Consider the following 18,774-nt stretch of genomic DNA (forward strand, 5'->3'; position numbering starts at 1 on the left):
GGTGTCCTGATCGAGCACCAGACCCACGTACCAGTTGGCCGAAGGCACCCCGGTGACCGGGGTGAAGGACACGAACTGCACGCCGTCGGCGGTCTCCACTTCCTGCACGCCCTTGGCGATGCGCGGGGCATGCCCGGCCGGATAGAGCTGGGCCAGGGGTTTCAGCAAGGCGCTCGCATCCGGGTGCAGCAGGACCTTGCCGTTGGCGTCCACCAGGAACGCATGGCCGTGGCCCTCGAAGTTCAGCGAATTGATGATCGAGGTGATGGCGTCCAGTTCCATGTCCGCGCCCGCCACGCCGAGTAACCCTTGCGCAGCCCTTGCCGGCGTGGCGATGGTGATCACCAGCTTGCCCGAGGACGCCGCGATGTAGGGCTCGGTAAGGATGGTCGCCTGGGCTTTCAGCGCGGCCTGGTACCAGCCCCGCGTGCGCGGGTCGTAGTCGCTGGGGCGGTTGCCGGCCGGAACCGAAAACATCACGCCGTCCTGGCCACCGAAATAGCGCAGTTGGAAGCTGCCGGCATAGACCGGCATGCCGACCGACCGGCCCAAGGCGTCGGCTTCGCTGCCCTGACGCTCGATTTGCTGGGCCAGGGCTTCCAGCAGGTGGATGCGCCCATCCAGCCAGTTCTGGATGTTGCGCGTGCTCAGATCGCCAAGCGCCTGCAAATTGCTCTCGACATCGGCGCGCACCGATTGCCGTTGTCGGTAATCGTTGAACAGGACGAAGCAGGCGAAGGCGATAAGGACCACCAGCGAGGCGGCGAAGAGAATCTTGTGGCTGAACTTCATACGGCTGTACATGGTTTTCCTTCGCGGCCAAGGGGGCGCGAGACGACGAGGTGGAAACGGAAGGGCCTAAGCCGGCCCACAGGCTATCGCCGCCCGCCACGCACGCGGGGAGCGCGCCAGGCACGGGCGGAGAGACGGTGAGGAACGGAACGAATCGCGGCGGAGCCGCTGGCCGCGGGAGGGCCCCGCGGCGCTGGCGGATGGTACGGAAGGGCGCTGCGCCGCGCCAGCCCCTGCGGGCGCCGGCCCGTCGGCCCGGGCGGTGAACGCATCGCCGGCGCGGGTTTGAACCTTGCCGCGCGCTGGCGAGTCAGCATGCATTCGGCTGTGACCCTCACGGATGGCGAGATTCCCGATGACGATGCGTTCCCCTGCTCTTCCCGGTGGCCTGGCGGCACGGGTTTCCACCCGTGTCGCGTTTTTCGTCGCCGGCTTCGGCATGTCGGCCTGGGCCCCCCTGGTGCCTTATGCCAAGCAACGCGCCGGGCTGGATGACGCGGCCCTGGGCTTGCTCCTGCTTTGCCTGGGGGCCGGCTCGCTGATCACCATGCCGCTCACCGGGGCGCTCGCGCCGCGGCTGGGTTGTCGGGCCCTGATCGTCGCCGCCGCGGCACTCGTCTGCCTCACCCTCCCCCTGCTCGGCTTTCTGCAGGCGCCCTTCGCCCTGGGACTGGCGCTGTTTCTCTTCGGTGCAGGGGTGGGCACGGTCGATGTGGCGGTGAACATCCAGGCGGTGCAGGTGGAAAAAGCCAATGGCCGCGCCCTGATGTCGGGTTTCCACGGGCTCTTCAGCGTCGGCGGCATCGCCGGTGCCGGCGGCGTCAGTCTATTGCTCTGGCTTGGCGCCGCCCCCCTGGAAGCGGCGCTGGCGGTCAGCGCGCTGATCGTGGTGGCGATCCTGGCCTGCGCCAGGCACCTGCTGCCCGATGCCGGCCCGGCGTCCGCGTCCGGCGCGGCCAAGGGCTTCGCGATTCCCCATGGCATCGTGCTGTTCATCGGCCTGCTGACTTTCATCGCCTTCCTCGCCGAGGGCGCGATTCTCGACTGGAGCGCGGTGTTGCTGACCGCCCACAAGCATCTGGATGCGGCGCGTGCCGGCCTCGGCTACGCCTCCTTCGCCATCGCCATGACCTTCGGTCGTCTGTATGGCGATCGCATCGTCCAAACCCTGGGCGGCAAGCGCGTGCTCGTGGTGGGAGGCCTGCTTTCCGCGGCCGGACTGGCGCTGGCGGTGTTCGCGCCCTATTGGCCGCTGGCCCTGGCAGGGTTCGCGTTGGTCGGGCTTGGGGCTTCGAACATCGTGCCGGTGCTGTACTCGGCCATCGGCCGGCAACAGGCGATGCCCGACCATCAAGCCGTCGCCGCCGTCACCACCCTGGGCTACGCCGGCATCCTCGCGGGGCCGGCGCTCATCGGCCTGGTCGCCCACCTGATCGGGCTGCCCTTCGCCTTGCTGGGCGTGGCCGCGCTGCTGACCCTGGTGGCCGCGAGCGCCCGCATCGGCGCCTGAAGGAGGGTCAGGCGCGTACGTCGATGCTGTTGCCCAGGTGCGGCGGATTGCTCGAGGGTTGCGGAATTGCCTGGATCAGCGCCACCGCGCTCTGCGCCTGCAGATCGATGGCTTTCTTCAGGGTCATGACCTTCACGTCGGACGCCAGCGCCGCGCCGCCCGCGCCGGATATGTCGGAGGCGCTCGCGTTGCTGCTGGCATTGTTGAAGGCCGCGCCGGTCGCGGCGCTGGCCTGTGAGACGGCATTGGCGATACGGGAAATGTCCACGGGTGAATCCTCCTGGCGACTCGACGCCTGCAAGGGCTTCGACAGACGAAGTCCTCCCTATGTTTGGCGCTATCGGCGGCAAAGCATTCATCTTGATCGCGGGCCGATGAAAGGTCGGCCTGTTTCGCTGTGATGCAACGCATCAGGCGGGCGAGAAACCGGCCCCCGTTATGACAAAAGGCTGTCGTACAGGCTAGGCTAAGAGCCTTTCTTCATTCCAGGGAGTTTGCCATGTCCTCCGAACCGGACGCCCCGGCCCCGCTGACCGCCAGCGAGGCGCGGATTCTCGGGTGCCTGATCGAAAAACAGGCCACCACGCCCGAGGCCTATCCCCTGACCTTGAATGCCCTGGTCACCGCCTGCAATCAGAAGACCAGCCGCGAACCCTTGATGAACCTCACGCCCGGTCAGGTCGGCCAGGGGCTGCGCAGCCTGGAGGCCAGGGGGCTGGCACGCCTGGTGATGGGCAGCCGCGCGGATCGCTGGGAGCAACGCGCGGACAAGGCCCTGGAGCTGGTGACGCCCCAGGTGATCCTGTTCGGCCTGTTGCTGTTGCGCGGTCCCCAGACCATCGCCGAACTCCTCACCCGAAGCGCCCGCCTGCACGACTTCGAAGATGCGGAGCAGCTCCAATACAACCTCGAGCGCCTGGCCAGCCGCGGGTTGGCCAGGCAGTTGCCGCGCCAACCCGGCCAGCGTGAGGAACGCTACGTACCGCTGCTGGTGGACCCCTCGGACATGGAGGCGCTGCTGGCCGCGCGACCGGTTTCCGCCGAACGCAGCGAGCGCTCCGCGGCCTCGGACTCGCGCCTGGATGAACTGGAGGCACGCCTGGCCGCTCTGGAAGAGCGCCTGGCCGCGCTGGAAGGACGCGACTGACGGACGGACCGACGCGAGCGGGCGGCGCGCCACGTCGACCCGGCTGAATCCCGGGTACGCTCGCAAAGCCACTGGTATCTCGTATCTCGAACAGGAACTGTTCTGTGACCCCGACCTCCCCTTCGTCGCTGGTCGCTGCCGAGGCTTTCATCGGCGATAGCGAAATGGCCGACCTGATGCGTCGGTACGATTGGGCATCCACTCCGCTCGGCCCTCCGCAACACTGGCCGGGATCGCTCAAGCTCGCCTTGCGCATCCTGCTCAGCTCGCGTTTCGACATGTGGCTGGGCTGGGGGCCGGACATCCGCGTCTTCTATAACGATGCCTACCGGCCAACCCTGGGGGTGAAACACCCCGGCGCCCTCGGCATGCCGATGCGCGAGCTCTGGGCGGAAGTCTGGGACGCGGTCGAGGCGCGTGTGCGTACCGTCTACGAACAGGGCGTTTCCACCTGGGATCGCGCCTTGTTGCTGATCCTGGAGCGTGCGGGCTACCCGGAGGAGACCTACCACACCTTTTCCTACAGTCCCCTGCTGGGGGACGGTGGCCAGGTGGAGGGCCTGTTCTGCGCGGTGACCGAGGAAACCGAGCGGGTGATCAGCGAACGGCGCCTGGAGTCGCTGCGGGACCTGGCGACCGCGCTGGCCGACGTCGATACCCGGGAGGCCTTGTTCCGCGCCGTGGCGCAGGCGCTGGGAGGCAACCCCTACGACCTGCCTTTCACCCTGACCTATGTCTTCGACCAATCGGAAGTCGCTCACCGCGTATGCGCCAGCGGCATCGACCCCGATCATCCCTACGCAGTCGAACGCGTCGGGCTCGACGAACGCGAGGACTGGGCGCTGGAGCGCATCCTCGCCGGCGCGGGCGCTCTCGAGCGGGACATCCTGTGCCCCGTCGCGGAGTTGCCCACCGGCGCCTGGGCACGGTCGCCCCGCAAGGTCGCGGTGATTCCCATCGTCGGTCAGGGCGACGCCCGGCCGCTGGGTTTCATCGTCGCCGGGCTCAATCCGTTCCGTCCCCACGACGACGGCTACCTGGGCTTCATCGAGCTGCTCGCCGGGCAGATCGCCTCCTCCCTGGCCAGCGTCGATGCCTACCAGGCGGAGCGCCAGCGCGCGCAGACGCTCGCTGAAATCGTGAGAATGCGCCGGCAGGCGGCCGAGGCGCTGCGCCGGGCCAATGCCGGCCTGATCGCCGAAGTGGAGCAGCGCACCGCCGAACGCGACCGGTTGCGCACGCTGTTCCAGCAGGCGCCCGGCTTCATCTGCGCCTTGCGCGGGCCGAACCATATCTTCGAATTGACCAACGATGCCTACCTCAAGCTGGTGGGCCATCGCGACCTGGTCGGTCAATCGGTGCGCGAGGCCCTGCCCGAGGTGGCCGGCCAGGGCTTCTTCGAACGGCTCGACGAGGTCTATGCCAGCGGCGAGCCCTTCGTCGGGCGCAACGTGCCGATCCTGTTGCAACGACGCCCCGACGCGCCGCTGGAGAAGCGCTACCTGCATTTCGTCTATCAACCCGTGCTGGAGGTGGACGGCAGCGTCGCCGGGATTTTCGTCGAGGGCAGCGACGTATCCGAGCAGATCGAGGCCGAGGAGGCGCTCCTGCGCCTCAACGAAACCCTCGAAGCCAAGGTCGCCGAGCGCACCGATGCGCTGGCGGAGGCGCTGCTGGACCTGAAGAACGAGTCGGCGATCCGCGAGGCGGCCCAGGAGGCGCTGCGCCAGTCGCAGAAAATGGAGGCGGTCGGCCAGCTCACCGGCGGTATCGCCCATGACTTCAACAACCTGCTCACCGGCATCATCGGTTCGCTGGATCTCTTGCAGCGTCGCCTCGCCACAGGCCGAAGCGACGGCCTCGAACGCTACATCGAGGCCGCGACGGTTGCCGCCGGCCGCGCCGCCGCCTTGACCAACCGTCTGCTGGCTTTCTCCCGCCGGCAACCCCTGGCGCCGCGCCCGGTGGACGCCAACCAGTTGATCGCCTCCATCCAGGAGCTGCTGCACCGCACCATCGGCGAGAAGATCGCGCTGGAATTCCATACCGCGCCGGACCTCTGGCAGATTCGCTGCGACGCCAACCAGTTGGAAAGCGCCTTGCTCAACCTGGCGATCAATGCCCGCGACGCCATGCCCGAAGGCGGCAGGCTGGTCATCGAAACCCGCAATGCGCCGCTGAGCGCCGCGCTGAACGTCGGCGGGCAGACCATGCCGCCGGGCCAATATGTCTGCATCAGCGTGGCCGATACGGGCAGCGGCATGCCCCGCGAGGTGATCGAGCGCGCCTTCGAACCCTTCTTCACCACCAAGCCGCTGGGCCAGGGCACCGGGCTCGGGCTGTCCATGGTGTACGGCTTCGCCCGCCAATCCGAAGGCAGCACCCACATCGATTCGAGCCTCGGGATCGGCACGCGGGTCAGCCTCTACCTGCCGCGTCACCTGGGGCCGACGCCGACCCCCACGCCCCCGAGCACGGAGCAGCCCGGCAGCGAGGCCAGCGGCGACGTGGTGCTGGTGGTGGAGGACGAGCCCGCGGTGCGCGCCCTGGTGGTGGAGGTGTTGCACGACCTGGGTTGCAGCACCCTCGAAGCGGCAGACGGACCCGGCGGGTTGTACATCCTCGAGTCGGACCAGTGCATCGACCTGTTGATCACCGACATCGGCCTGCCAGGCCTCGACGGCCGTCGCCTGGCGGAGGCGTCCCGCGCCCTGCGGCCCGAGTTGCGCATCCTGTTCATGACCGGCTATGCGGAAAACGCCACTTCGGCCGAAGGTTTCCTCGGCGCCGGCATGGATTTGCTGACCAAGCCGTTCGGCCTGGACGAACTGGCGCGCAAAGCGCGCGAGTTGCTCGGCCACAGCCTGGCCGAGGCCTTGGAGCCCGATCCCTTGTGAGCCCGCCCTGGCGCGGCGCCCTGTGGCTGGCGCGGGATTTCGCCATCCTGCAGGGCGAGGCCGGGAGCACCTCGGAGCATGCCCACTACGCCCACCAATATCTGCTGGCGGCCGCTCCGATGCGCATCCGCGTGGGCGGTGAAGAACGCTGCGGCCCGCGCCTGCTGATCGAATCGATGCAGGCGCATGCCGTGCTGGAAAGCATTCCGGCGCTGCTCAACGTCTTCGCCGAGCCGGCGACCCTGTCCGCCGCGGCCTTGGCCCAGGCGTTGGAGCCCCTCGATCCCGATCCGCTCGGCATCGCCGCCGCGCTGTGCGACGCGCGCCGGCCCCTGGCGGATCCGCGTTTGCGTCTGGCCCTGGAGACTGTCGACGCCTCCCTGGCGGACTTGAACGGCGCGCAGCCCCTGGCCGCCAAGGTCCGCCTCTCCCTGAGCCAACTGGAGCGGCTGTTCGCCGCACAGGTGGGTATTCCCGTCAGGCCGTTGCTGCGCTGGCGTCGCTTGCGTTTCGCCATCGCACTGGCGCTCCAGGGCCAGAGCCTTACCGTCGCCGCCCATGCCGCCGGCTTTTCCGACTCCGCGCATTTTTCGCGCACCATGCGCCGCCTGTTCGGCGTCCGCGCCGACCTTACGTTGCGCCATCTGCGGGTCCATCTGCTGGACTGAGCGCGCCTGAGCGTACGCTCAACCCTGCCGGCGGCCGTGGCGAGGGCCCGCTGGGCGCCGTGGGCACGAACGGCTCACGCAATTGCGCCAGGTACGCCTGCGGATAGTCCGGCTGACTGCCGATGCCCAGGTCGGCTCCGTCGACGCGATAGTCCGGTCGGTGGAAGGCGGTGCCCAATAGCCGATCCCACCCGGTGAAGAACAGCCCGAAATTCACGTCGCCCGCCCGGCCATATCGGAGATGGTGAAACCGGTGCACGGGCGCCCAGGCGAAAATATGCCGCAGGCCGCCGAGGCGCATGTCGACGTTAGAATGCTGGAGCATCAATTGCAGGGCCACGGCGAACGCCAGAAGCGCCGCTATCGCCTGGGGCATGCCCAGCAACAACAGCGGCAGCGTGCCCGCGACGGCCTCCAGTGCCTGGTGCAGCGGATGCTTCATCAGTCCGTTTAGTCCATACAGGCGACGGCGGCTGTGATGCACCGCATGCAGGCGCCAGAGCAGCGGGACGCGATGGCTCAGGTAATGCATCAGGGTAATGCCCAGGTCGGCCATGAGGATGGCTAGAAGCATTTGCAGGCCCACCGGCCAGTGCGTCGGCCACAGACCGCTCCAGGGAAGCCGCGCGGCCGCCAGCGGGATCGCGGCGACGGATAGCAGGTTCAACGCCTCGTTGATCGCGGCATGCAGGACATCGCTTCCGACGTCGCCCTGGGCGTTGTTCCAGTCTTGCTCATAGGGCAAGGCGCGTTCCGCGCCGAACGACGTCGCCAGCGCGAGCATCAGCAGCGGAATCAGCCAGACGCTGGAAAAGCCGGCGAGGGCCACGAGCCAGAAGGCGAGGCCGAGAAAGACGAACGCGAATGCGGGTGCGTAGAGGTAGCGAAAGAGAGTCATGGCGGCAGGCTTCGGGGGATGGAGCCCCACTATCCCGCCAGGGAAAAGGCTTTCGCTTGAACGAACGGCGCATGGGAAAAAGTTCCCCCGCGCGCCGGAAAAATTTCTGTCTGGAAGCGTTAGGCGCTATCCTCTTCCGCTCAGAACGCAGGTGAGCTATTTTCCTCCATCCATTTTTTCGGGGCAGGATCTTGGAACAACTAAAACGCCTTCGGAGCGGTATCGAAGGGCTCGACTTATTGTTGAAAGGCGGCCTGGTTTCCGGCGCTTCCTACATCGTCCAAGGGCGTCCTGGCTCGGGTAAAACCATTCTGGCCAACCAGATCGCCTTCAACCACGTGCGCGATGGCGGCCGTGTACTGGTGGCCACGCTGCTCTCGGAAACCCACGAGCGGCTGTTCCAGTTCCTCTCCACCCTGAGCTTCTTCGATCCGAACCGGATCGGCGCGGAAATCCAGTTCGTCAGCGCCTTCGACACCCTGGAGAACGAAGGCCTGGATGAGGTGGTCAAGCTGCTGCGCCGGGAGATCAGCCGGCAGAAAGCCAGCCTGCTGATCGTCGATGGCCTGCTGAACGCCCGCTCCAAGGCCGAAAACACCCTCGATACCAAGAAATTCATCTCCGAGCTGCAAGGGCACGCCGCCTTCGCCGGTTGCACGGTGTTGTTCCTCACCAGCTCCCGGTTGGACGATGGCAGCCCGGAACACACCATGGTCGACGGCGTCATCGAGCTGGGCGAAGAGCTCTTCGGGGTTCGTTCGGTGCGGCGCATCCACTTGCGCAAGACCCGTGGCAGCGGTGCGCTCTCGGGTCTGCACGAGTGCGAGATCACCGAGGACGGACTGGTGGTGCATCCGCGGCTGGAAAGCCTGATCAGCCGCCCTACCCGCCCCGACAGCTCGACCCTGCGACGCATTCCCAGCGGTGTCCCCAGGCTCGATGCGCTGATGGACGGCGGCTTGCCGAAATCCTCGGTCACGCTGGCCATGGGCCCGTCGGGCGTCGGCAAGACCAGCCTCGGCCTGCACTTTCTGTCCGGCTCGACGATCGATGAACCGGGGCTGCATTTCGGCTTCTACGAAACCCCCGAACGCCTGCGGATGAAAGCCCGCAGCATCGGCGTGAATCTCGACGAATTGATCGACGAAGGCGCCCTGGGCGTCATCTGGCAACCCACCACCGAAGGCCTGCTGGATGGCATCGGCGGCCGGTTGCTCAAGGCCGTGGAAGAAAAGAACGTCAAGCGCGTGATGATCGACAGCATCGGCGGCATGGCCCGAGTCGCCACCTCCCCCGCACGCCTCGTCGAGTTTTTCACCGTTTTGATGAACGAGCTGCGCGCGCGCGATGTCACTGTCTTTGCCACCTGGGAAATGCGGGGCCTTTTCGGCGGAGAAATCAATGCGCCAGGACCCGAGCTTTCGAGCATTGTGGATAACCTGTTCCTGATGCGATTCGTCGAACTTGACTCGGAACTCAAGCGCCTCCTGTCCATCCTGAAAATGAGGGACAGTACATACGATCCATCACTTCTCGAAGTCATCATCAACGAACATGGCGTCGACCTCAGTAAGGCCTTTAAAAATGCAGCCACGGTGCTTTCCGGTTCGGCAACACCTCTGCCTAAAGACTGAAACTGTCAGCTACCCGACTAGCGCAGTATGACAATCCTGATTGTTGATGACGAATACCTCATAGCCGACATCCTGGCGTTCGCCCTGGAGGATGAAGGCTACATGGTGGCCAAGGCCAGCAACGGCCGCAAAGGACTGGATGTGCTCGAACGCGAGCGTCCGCAATTGATCATCACCGACTTCATGATGCCGGTCATGGATGGCTTGGAATTCGCCCAGGCGGTGAAGTCCAGGCCCCAGTGGGCGCACCTCCCCATCATCCTCATGAGCGGCGCCCAAGGCAGCATCGGCAGGGCGAATTCGCACCTCTTCGATACGGTGTTCGACAAGCCCTTCGATATCTTCGCGGTGGTGGCCAAGGTCCAGGAACTGATCGGCCCCGGTCAGTAACCCTGCCTACCCATGTCCTGAAAGGCTCGGCAGAGCGGTACCGCCGTTGCCAGGTGACTGTTGCCTGAGCAACACCCGTTCAGCAGAAGTGTTGCCTGCTCCGCAGGAATCTTTCCTCCAGGGTCCGCAAGTGCCCTGAAACTGCACACTTGGGTTCTGGTACAGGTCTTGCTCCCGGTCACTGTACATCGGGCAACACCTACAGGACTCTGCCATGACATCTCCGTTGAAAGTGGTCGCCGTATCCGGCGGCACCTATCGCCCTTCGCGCACCTTGGCGCTCACCAAGGCCCTGCTCGCCGAGCTGGGAAGCTTGCTGCCGATCGACGGCACCATCATCGAGCTGGGCGACATCGCCCGCCCGCTGGGATCGGCGCTGTCGCGCCAGGAACTGCCTGAAGAGGTGGACGCGCAGTTGCGCGCCATCGAATCCGCCGACCTGCTGCTGGTGGCTTCCCCGGTCTATCGCGGGTCCTATCCGGGTCTGCTCAAGCACCTGTTCGACCTGGTGGAGATGAATTCGCTGATCGACACCCCGGTGTTGCTTGCCGCCACCGGCGGCAGCGACCGCCATGCCTTGGTGCTGGAGCATCAGTTGCGCCCGCTGTTCAGCTTCTTCCAGTCGCTGACCCTGCCGATTGGCGTCTACGCCGCCGAAGCCGACTTCGCCAACTACCAGATCGTCAGCGAGCCGCTCAAGGCGCGCATACGCTTGGCCGCCGAGCGCGCCGCCCCGCTGTTCGGCGTCAAGCCCAACGACCTGCTGAAAATCGCCTAAGGACCTGTCATGAACGTTTTCTGGTTCCTCCCCACCCACGGCGACGGCCATTTCCTCGGCACCAGCAAGGGCGCCCGCCCGGTCACCCTGCCCTACCTGAAACAGGTCGCCCAGGCCGCCGACACCCTCGGCTACCACGGCGTGCTGATCCCCACCGGGCGCTCCTGCGAGGACTCCTGGGTGGTCGCCTCGGCATTGGTCCCGCTCACCGAGCGCCTGCGCTACCTGGTGGCGATCCGCCCCGGCATCATCTCGCCGACGGTCTCGGCGCGCATGGCGGCGACGCTCGACCGGCTGTCTGGCGGCCGCGTGCTGATCAATGTGGTGACCGGGGGCGATCCCGACGAGAACCGTGGGGACGGCCTGCATCTCGACCATGGCCAGCGCTACCAGGCCAGCAGCGAGTTCCTGCACATCTGGCGGCGCGTGCTGCAGGGCGAGTCGGTGGACTACGAGGGCGAACACCTGCACGTGCAGAACGCCAAGGCGCTTTATCCGCCGGTGCAGAAACCCTATCCGCCGCTGTATTTCGGTGGTTCGTCGGAAGCGGCCCACGAACTCGCCGCGGAGCAGGTGGACGTCTACCTGACCTGGGGCGAACCGCCCGCCGCGGTGGCCGAGAAGATCGCCGACGTGCGCGCCCGGGCCGCCAAGCGCGGGCGTACCCTGAAGTTCGGCATCCGCCTGCATGTGATCGTCCGGGAAACCGCCGAGGAAGCCTGGCAAGCCGCCGACCGCTTGATCGAGCATATTTCCGACGAGACCATTGCCTCGGCGCAGAAATCCTTCTCGCGCTTCGACTCCGAAGGCCAGCGGCGCATGGCCGCCCTGCACGGCGGAAGGCGCGACCAGTTGGAGATCTACCCCAACCTGTGGGCCGGGGTCGGCCTGGTCCGCGGCGGCGCCGGCACGGCCCTGGTGGGCGATCCGCAGCAGGTGGCGGAACGCATCAAGGAATACGCCGACCTGGGGATCGACAGCTTCATCTTTTCCGGCTATCCCCATCTGGAAGAAGCCTACCGCTTCGCCGAGCTGGTGTTCCCGCTATTGCCCGAGCCCTATGCGAGCCTGGCGGGACGCGGCGTCACCAACCTGACCGGGCCCTTCGGCGAGATGATCGCCAACGACGTGCTGCCGGCCCAGGCGGCCGCGCGCTGAGCCCCCCTGCCCTTCGCTGACCGAAGGGCTTCGCCTATTTCGATGAGGAACACCGCGTGCACGCCAAGCCGACCCTCGCCTCCGCCCCCGAATGCGCCCGCCGGCTGGCCGCCCGCTTCGCCGAAACCGCGGCCGAGCGCGATGCCCGCGGCGGCACGCCGAAGGCCGAACGCGACGCCTTGCGCGACAGCGGCCTGCTTTCGCTGATCATCCCCCGTGAATACGGCGGCCTCGGCGCCGACTGGACCGCCACCCTGGAGATCGTCCGGACTTTCGCCCGGGTGGACAGCTCGATCGCCCACGTCTTCGGCTTCCAGCACCTGTTGCTGGCCACGGTGCGCCTGTTCGCCAAGCCGGAACAATGGCAGCCCTGGTTCGAGCTGACCGCCCGCAACCAGTGGTTCTGGGGCAATGCCCTGAACCCGCTGGATACCCGCACCCTGGCCAAGCGTTGCGCCGGCTGGCGCGAGTTTTCCGGGCAGAAGAGCTTCTGTTCCGGCGCCCTCGACTCGCAGATGCTGATCGCCTCGGCGCTCGACGCCGACAGCGGCAAGCTGTTGATCGCCGCGGTCCCCACCGCGCGTACCGGCATCACCCTCAACGAGGACTGGAACAACATCGGGCAACGCCAGACCGACAGCGGCAGCGCCCACTTCGAGCGGGTGCGCGTCGAAGAAAGCGAACTGCTGCTGGACCCGGGGCCCCTGAGCACGCCCTTTTCCTGCCTGCGCCCGTTGATCGCCCAACTGATCTTCACCCATGTCTACCTGGGCATCGCCGAGGGCGCGTTCGAGGAAGCCCGCACTTACAGCCTCAAGGAAGCGCGCCCCTGGTTCCGTTCCGGGGTCGAGCGGGTCGGCGACGACCCTTACGTGCTGGCCCACTATGGCGAGTTCTGGGTCGCCCTGGAGGGTGTCCGGGCCCTGGTTCGGCAGGCCACCGACCGCCTCGACGCCGCCTGGAGCCTCGGCGAGGCCCTGGACGAAACCCAGCGCGGCGAAGTGGCGGTGGCCATCGCCACCGCCAAGGTCGCCGCGACCCGCACCGGCCTGGACCTGTGCAGCCGGCTGTTCGAGGTCACCGGTGCGCGTTCCACCCATGCCGCGCTGCGCCTGGACCGCTACTGGCGCAACCTGCGCACCCAGACCCTGCACGACCCGGTGGACTACAAGGTCCGCGAACTGGGCGACTGGGCGCTGAACCGAACCTTCCCACAGCCGACCTTCTACTCATGAACAGCCGTTTCGCGGACGCCGAGGACCTGCTGGTCCTGCCCCACTCCCCGGCCCTGGCCACCTCGGTGCGCGCCACCGCCCAGGTCTTCGAGGACCCCAAGTCGCAGGCGTTGCTGAACCACTTGCGCCAAGTAGCGCCCAGCGAGGCCAGCGTCCTGATCATCGGCGAGACCGGCACGGGCAAGGAGCTGGTGGCGCGCCACGTGCATAACCTCAGCGCGCGGCGCAATGGCCCGTTCCTCGCGGTGAACTGCGGGGCGTTCTCGGAAACCCTGGTGGAGGCCGAGCTCTTCGGCCACGAGAAAGGCGCCTTCACCGGCGCCCTGGCGGCCAAGCCCGGCTGGTTCGAGGCGGCCAACGGCGGCACCCTGTTCCTCGACGAGATCGGCGACCTGCCGATGCCGATCCAGGTCAAGCTGCTGCGCGTGCTGCAGGAGCGCGAGGTGGTGCGGCTCGGCTCGCGCAAGAGCATCCCCATCGACGTGCGGGTCCTTGCCGCCACCAACGTGCAGCTGGAAAGAGCCATCAACGCCGGGCATTTCCGCGAGGACCTGTACTACCGGCTGAACGTGGTCAGCCTGGAACTCAGCCCGCTGCGCGAACGCCCCGGCGATATCCTCCCGTTGACCCGGCATTTCATCGGCGAATACAGCCGCCGCCTGGGCTACGGCCAGAGCGGCCTGAGCGCCGAGGCCGCGCAGAAGCTGCGCAGCTATTCCTGGCCGGGCAATATCCGCGAGCTGGAAAACGTCATCCACCACACCCTGCTGATTTGCCGCGACGGACTGATCCGTGCCGAGGACCTGCATCTGTCCAACCTGCGCCTGGAGCGCAACGACGAGGGTCGCCCGGACGGGCGCTCGGCGGATGCATTGCTCGACCAGGCCTTCCTGCACCTGTTCGAAGCCTACAACGGCAACCTGCATGGCAAGGTCGAGGATGCCTTGCTGCGGGCGGCCTACCGTTTCTGCCACGGCAACCAGGTGCATACCGCCAATCTCCTCGGCCTCAGCCGCAACGTGGCCCGCGCGCGGCTGATCGCCATCGGCGAACTGGTGGTGAACAAGCGCGGCAGCCGGCGCACCCCCTCGCGGGGCGCCGCCGCGGAGGTGCGACCGGCGCCCTGAGGCGAGCGTTCGGATCACCTGGCCACTAGATCACCTGGGCACTGTGCAATTCGGTCAGGGCGTCCGCCTTCAAGGCCGCCAGCCGCGGGTCGCGGCGGTCGCGCGGATGGGCCAGGTCCACCCGCAGCGTCTGCCGCACCCGGCTCGGCCGTCCGTCCATCACCAGGACGCGGTCGCTGAGGTAGAGCGCTTCGTCCACGTCATGGGTCACCAGCAGCAACGCGGTGGCATGTCGCTCGGCCAGTTCCAGCAACAACACCTGCAACTTCATTCGGGTGAAGGCATCCACCGCGCTGAATGGCTCGTCGAGCAGCAGCAAGGCGGGCCGCGCATAGAGCCCGCGGGCCAGCGCCACCCGCTGCGCCATGCCGCCGGAGAGTTGCTTGGGCAGCGCCTCGGCGAAGCCGCCGAGACCGACTTCCTCGATCAGCCCGGCCACCCGTGCGCGATCGCAGGCCGCGCCTTCGGCGAAGCCGATGTTCTCCGCCACGGTCAGCCAGGGCATCAGCCGCGGCTCCTGGAACACCAGCCCGAGCGTCGTCGCGGCGCGGTCCCCGCCGTTCACCCGCACCTCGCCGCTGAAGTCCCGCTCTAGCCCGGCGGCGATGCGCAACAGGGTGCTCTTGCCGCACCCGCTGGGCCCGAGCAGGCTGATCCGCTCCCGTGCCTCCAGGCGCAGGTGGACGTCCTGCAGCACCGTGGTCTCGGCGAAGCGCATGCGTTCGACGTGCACGTCCAGCAATGGCGCGCTCATGCCCGGGCCTCTCCGTCGAAGGTGTCGCGCCAGGCCAGGCAGCGCCGCTCCAGGGCGGCCAGCAGGCTGTCGCTGAATTTGCCCAGCAGCGCCAGGACGATGATCGCCGCCAGCACCAGATCCGGCCGCGAGGTCTCGCGGCCGTCGCTGAGCAGGTAGCCGAGGCCGCGAGTGGCGGCGATCAGTTCGGCGGCGACGAGGAACATCCAGGCCAGGCTCAACCCGCCGCGCAACCCGGTGAACAGCCCCGGCAAGGCCGCCGGCAGCAGGATCCGCCGGGTCAGGCGGGCGCGATCGAAGCCATACATGCGGCCCACTTCCACCAGCTTACGGTCGACGCTGCGGATCGCCGCGACGCCATTGAGGTACACCGGGAAGAAGGCGCCGATGGCGATCAGCACGATCTTCGAGGACTCGTCGATGCCCAGCCAGAGCAACAGCAAGGGCACCCAGGCCAGGCTGGGGATCGCCCGCAAGGCGGCGAACGTCGGCTCCAGGTAGGCTTCGGCCTCGCGGCTCAGGCCCACCCAAGCGGCGAACAGCAAGGCCAGGAGGCTGCCGATGGCGAAGCCCAGCGCCACGCGCGACAGGCTCGCCCCGATGTGCCTCCACAAGGGACCCTCGGCCAGCTCCCGCAGGGTCAGGAAGATCTCGCTGGGCGCCGGCATCTGGTAGGACGGCACCCAGCCGACGCGGACCAGGAGTTCCAGGGCCAGCAGTGCCAGCAGCGGCAGCGCCAGGCCTTTCGCCCGGCGGCGGAGATCGGCGTTCAATCCACCACGCCTGGCGGCGCGCGCCAGGGGCAAAGCCCCGTCCCGGCCGTTCATTCCCAGCCTCCGGCGGCCCGCCTCATGGCTGGATCACCGCCTTGGCGAAGCGCGGCTCGATCAGGCTGTCGACCACCTCTTCCACCTTCACCCCGCGCCGCACCAGCCCTTCGGAAACCAGGATCGGTGCGGCCGCCTTCAACGCGGCGATGTGCTCGGCGCCCGGCAAGGCGGTGCCGAAGTCGGTGCGCTCCAGTTGCAGGCGGGCCACCTCCAGGGGCAGCCCCGATTCCTTGGCCAGCAGCTCGGCCAGCGCCTGGGGATGTTCGCGCGCCCAGCCGCGCGCCTGCTCGTAGGCGCGCAGGACTTTCTCGATGGTTTGCGGATAACGGCTGGCGAAGGCCTCGGTGGTGCTAACCACGCCGTAGCTGTTGAACGCCAGGTTGCGGTAGAGCAAGCGCGAGCCGGCCTGCAACTGGCTGGCCGCCAAGTGTGGGTCGAGACCGGCCCAGGCGTCCACGTCGCCCCGCTCCAGGGCGACCCGGCCGTCGGGATGCTGCAGGTGGACCAGTTCCACGTCGTTCTTGCTCAGGCCGGCCTGCTTCAGGGCGCGCAGGGTGAACAGGTAGGGGTCGGTGCCCTTGGTCGCGGCGATCTTCTTGCCCTTCAGGTCGGCCAGGCTGTGCAGCGGCGAGTCCTTGGCCACGGCCAGGGCGGTCCACTCCGGGCGACTGGCGATGTACAGCGTCTTGATCGGGCTGCCGTTGGCCCGGCTGAGCACCGCGGCCAGGCCGGCGGTGGAGGCGAAATCGGTGCTGCCGCCATTGAGGTACTCCAGCGACCTGTTGCTGCCCTGGCTGAGCACCCAGGTCACCGGTGTGCCTGCGAAGGCTTTCTCTACCCAGCCGAAATGCCTGAGCACCAGGCTGGTGGGCGAGTAGTAGGCGTAGTCCAGGCGCAGCGCGGCGGGCGCTTCTTCCGCCTGGGCGGCGCTCCAGGGCATGACGAGCAACGCCAGCGGCAGGGCCAGCCGGCGCAGCAGGGAAGACGACAGGGAACGGACTTTCTGGGACGACATGCGCATGGCAACTCCTCGGCGGGCTTCGGACGACGACGGCGGGAGTCGTCGACGCGGTATGCGGGGAGTGCAGCCGCCGTGCCAAGGTCCGCGAGGCCCGGCCGACGGGGCCTGGGCTGCCCGCGGCGACCGGCATTCAGTTGGAGGGGAAACACTTGTGTCGACGCACTGTTGCCGGGCCGACAGTGAGGCCCTGGTGCCGCGGACTCCGGCCGGCCCTGGCGCCCCGTCGTCCAGCGGTGCGGAGGAAGCCTTTCAGGTGCCGTGGCTGGCGGTCAGCCACTCGCGACCCTTGAGCATCAGGTCGAAGTACACCCGCGGCATCACCCGAGTCTTCAGCGCCCAGGCGCTGCGCCGGGCCACGCGCGGGTCGAGGGGAAAGCTCGGCAGCAGCCGGCCGTCGTAGCCGAATTCCGCCAGTACCACACGGCCGCGTTCCACGGTCAGCGGGCAGGCGCCATAGCCGTCGTAGTGGGCGCTCGGTGCCTGGCCGGCGAGCACCCGTAGAAGGTTCTCCGCCACCACCGGGGCCTGCTTGCGCACCGCCGCGGCGGTCTTGGCGTTGGCGACGCCGATGATGTCGCCGAGGCCGAAGACGTTTTCGTGGCGAAGGTGCTGCAAGGTATAGGGATCGACCTCCAGCCAGCCTTCGGGATTGGCCAGCGGGCTGCTTCCGATGCACGCCGGCGGGCGCTGCGGCGGGACCAGGTGCAACAGGTCGAACTCGCGGGTCAGGGTGCGGCCGTTGCCTTCGGCGTCGTTGACGCGGAAGTGCGCGAGCCGCGCCGGCCCGTCCACCGCCACCAGGGTCTCGCCGAAATGCAGGTGCGCGTTGTAGCGCTCGACATAGCGCATCAACGCCGGGACAAAGGCCGCGACGCTGAACAACGCCGCCCCGGCCGAGCAGAAGTCCACCTGGATGGCGTCCAGCACCCCACGGCGGCGCCACCAGTCGCAGGACAGGTACATGGCCTTCTGCGGCGCGCCGGCGCACTTGATCGGCACCGGCGGCTGGGTGAACAACGCGCGCCCGCCACGCAGCGCTTGTACGCATTCCCAGGTGTAGGGCGCCAGGTCGAAGGCATAGTTGGAGGTCACGCCGTTGCGGCCCAGGGTCTCGTCCAGCCCCTCGATGGCGTTCCAATCCAGTTCCAGGCCGGTGCAGACCGCCAGGGCGCGATAGCGTAGGTGGCTGCCGTCCGCCAGCAAGACCCGGCTCGCCTGGGGATGGAAGGCTTTCGCCGCCTGCCGGATCCAGGTCGCCCGCGGCGGGATGCAGCGCTGCATCGGGCGGTGGGTATGCGCCTGGCTGAACACCCCGGCCCCGACCAGGGTCCAGCCGGGTTGGTAGTAATGGGTTTCGGCCGGCTCCAGCACGGCGATGCGCAGGCGGGGGTTGCGTTTCAGCAGGCTCGAGGTCACCGCGCAGCCGGCCGCGCCACCGCCGATGACCACCACGTCGAAGTCCGCGGACTCCGCGTTCCGCGGGGTTCGCGCGAGACGCTGGCGACGTTCGCGCAGCGCGCCGTCCAGGGGGCCTATGTCGAAACCGGCGCTGGCGGCGGTTTCGAGGATTCTTTCCGGCGCCTGGCTGGACGCTTCCGCCAAGGCCCAGAGGCGGACCGCGGCCTCGGCGTCCTGGCTGAGGATCAGCACCGGTCCGCGCTGGCCGCTGATCAGTTCCAGCAGCGCCTCGTCCTCGCTGGCCGTCGCGGCCGCCGGTCGATAGTCGAGACCGATGCGCCGCGCCTCGGCGGCCAGGCCCAGGTCGTGTCGCGGCCCGAGGTCCACCAGCAGGCGAAACCCCTGGGCGGCGATCCCCGGAATGTCTTTAGGGTCCAGTTGGGCGGCGATGAAGAGAAAGGGCGTGAGGCGTTTGAAGGCATCCATGCGCGGGCATCCTGTCGGGGGACGAAGTCACACAGCGTAGCCGCTGGGTGC

17 protein-coding genes are annotated in these 18,774 nt (G+C 67.7%); 10 read left to right on the forward strand and 7 right to left on the reverse strand.

The features are described 5' to 3' along the window. On the reverse strand, positions 1–804 hold an 804-nt coding region (locus OGL92_RS09945; RefSeq protein WP_276583892.1), incomplete at its 3' end, for a cache domain-containing protein. 343 nt (positions 805–1,147) lie between these two features. On the opposite strand from OGL92_RS09945, the gene OGL92_RS09950 reads away from it, so the two are divergent. Continuing rightward, positions 1,148–2,302, forward strand: a complete 1,155-nt coding sequence (locus tag OGL92_RS09950; RefSeq protein WP_263143373.1) for an MFS transporter — start codon at positions 1,148–1,150, stop codon at positions 2,300–2,302. A 7-nt stretch (positions 2,303–2,309) separates the two neighbouring features. Here the strand turns inward: OGL92_RS09950 and OGL92_RS09955 are convergent, their stop codons facing one another. Beyond that, positions 2,310–2,570, reverse strand: coding sequence for a YjfB family protein (locus OGL92_RS09955; RefSeq protein ID WP_263143374.1), 261 nt, complete (start codon positions 2,568–2,570; stop codon positions 2,310–2,312). Positions 2,571–2,801: 231 nt separating this feature from the next. Between OGL92_RS09955 and OGL92_RS09960 the strand changes: the two genes are divergently transcribed. The 3 genes from OGL92_RS09960 (at position 2,802) to OGL92_RS09970 (ending at position 7,014) form a co-directional block, all read left to right on the forward strand. Further along, positions 2,802–3,449 carry a DUF480 domain-containing protein gene (locus OGL92_RS09960; protein ID WP_263143376.1) on the forward strand — a complete coding sequence of 216 codons (648 nt, stop codon included), beginning with the start codon at positions 2,802–2,804 and terminating at the stop codon, positions 3,447–3,449. Positions 3,450–3,553: 104 nt separating this feature from the next. Next, positions 3,554–6,346: a response regulator gene (locus OGL92_RS09965; protein ID WP_263143378.1), complete on the forward strand. Its 2,793-nt coding sequence runs from the start codon at positions 3,554–3,556 to the stop codon at positions 6,344–6,346. Next, entirely contained in the window at positions 6,343–7,014 is a 672-nt protein-coding gene (locus OGL92_RS09970) for a helix-turn-helix domain-containing protein (protein ID WP_263143380.1), read from the forward strand. The genes OGL92_RS09965 and OGL92_RS09970 overlap by 4 nt, the downstream gene beginning before the upstream one ends. On the opposite strand, the gene OGL92_RS09975 is transcribed toward OGL92_RS09970, so the two are convergent. Next, positions 6,977–7,912 carry a sterol desaturase family protein gene (locus OGL92_RS09975; protein ID WP_263143382.1) on the reverse strand — a complete coding sequence of 312 codons (936 nt, stop codon included), beginning with the start codon at positions 7,910–7,912 and terminating at the stop codon, positions 6,977–6,979. The two genes, OGL92_RS09970 and OGL92_RS09975, sit on opposite strands and share 38 nt — an antisense overlap. Positions 7,913–8,100: 188 nt before the next feature. On the opposite strand from OGL92_RS09975, the gene OGL92_RS09980 reads away from it, so the two are divergent. The 6 genes from OGL92_RS09980 to OGL92_RS10005 all read left to right on the forward strand — a co-directional run bounded on the left by OGL92_RS09980 (position 8,101) and on the right by OGL92_RS10005 (position 14,234). Further along, a complete protein-coding gene (locus tag OGL92_RS09980; protein ID WP_263143574.1) occupies positions 8,101–9,546 on the forward strand; it encodes an ATPase domain-containing protein in 1,446 nt (481 codons plus the stop codon). A 27-nt stretch (positions 9,547–9,573) separates the two neighbouring features. Next, on the forward strand, positions 9,574–9,936 hold the full coding sequence (locus tag OGL92_RS09985; protein WP_263143384.1) for a response regulator: 363 nt from the start codon (positions 9,574–9,576) through the stop codon (positions 9,934–9,936). A 214-nt stretch (positions 9,937–10,150) separates the two neighbouring features. Beyond that, positions 10,151–10,714 carry an FMN reductase gene (gene msuE, locus OGL92_RS09990; RefSeq protein ID WP_263143386.1) on the forward strand — a complete coding sequence of 188 codons (564 nt, stop codon included), beginning with the start codon at positions 10,151–10,153 and terminating at the stop codon, positions 10,712–10,714. Between the two features lie 9 nt (positions 10,715–10,723). After that, on the forward strand, positions 10,724–11,872 hold the full coding sequence (gene ssuD / locus OGL92_RS09995; protein WP_263143388.1) for an FMNH2-dependent alkanesulfonate monooxygenase: 1,149 nt from the start codon (positions 10,724–10,726) through the stop codon (positions 11,870–11,872). Between the two features lie 56 nt (positions 11,873–11,928). After that, complete coding sequence (locus tag OGL92_RS10000) at positions 11,929–13,107, forward strand: acyl-CoA dehydrogenase family protein (protein ID WP_263143389.1); 1,179 nt, start codon at positions 11,929–11,931, stop codon at positions 13,105–13,107. After that, positions 13,104–14,234: a sigma-54 dependent transcriptional regulator gene (locus OGL92_RS10005; protein ID WP_263143390.1), complete on the forward strand. Its 1,131-nt coding sequence runs from the start codon at positions 13,104–13,106 to the stop codon at positions 14,232–14,234. Before OGL92_RS10000 ends, OGL92_RS10005 begins: the two co-directional genes overlap by 4 nt. A gap of 25 nt (positions 14,235–14,259) precedes the next feature. Here OGL92_RS10005 and OGL92_RS10010 read toward each other — a convergent pair whose 3' ends face one another. The 4 genes from OGL92_RS10010 to OGL92_RS10025 form a co-directional block, all read right to left on the reverse strand. Next, positions 14,260–14,988, reverse strand: a complete 729-nt coding sequence (locus tag OGL92_RS10010) for an ABC transporter ATP-binding protein (RefSeq protein WP_263143391.1) — start codon at positions 14,986–14,988, stop codon at positions 14,260–14,262. Beyond that, positions 14,985–15,815, reverse strand: coding sequence for an ABC transporter permease (locus OGL92_RS10015; RefSeq protein WP_263143392.1), 831 nt, complete (start codon positions 15,813–15,815; stop codon positions 14,985–14,987). Before OGL92_RS10015 ends, OGL92_RS10010 begins: the two co-directional genes overlap by 4 nt. Positions 15,816–15,837: 22 nt before the next feature. Next, positions 15,838–16,758 carry an aliphatic sulfonate ABC transporter substrate-binding protein gene (locus OGL92_RS10020; protein WP_263143576.1) on the reverse strand — a complete coding sequence of 307 codons (921 nt, stop codon included), beginning with the start codon at positions 16,756–16,758 and terminating at the stop codon, positions 15,838–15,840. Positions 16,759–17,088: 330 nt separating this feature from the next. After that, entirely contained in the window at positions 17,089–18,723 is a 1,635-nt protein-coding gene (locus tag OGL92_RS10025; RefSeq protein ID WP_263143393.1) for a bifunctional protein tyrosine phosphatase family protein/NAD(P)/FAD-dependent oxidoreductase, read from the reverse strand. Positions 18,724–18,774: the final 51 nt, after the last annotated feature.

Origin of the sequence: Pseudomonas sp. RIT-PI-AD (assembly GCF_025642785.1) — a bacterium.
Lineage (GTDB): Bacteria > Pseudomonadota > Gammaproteobacteria > Pseudomonadales > Pseudomonadaceae > Pseudomonas_T.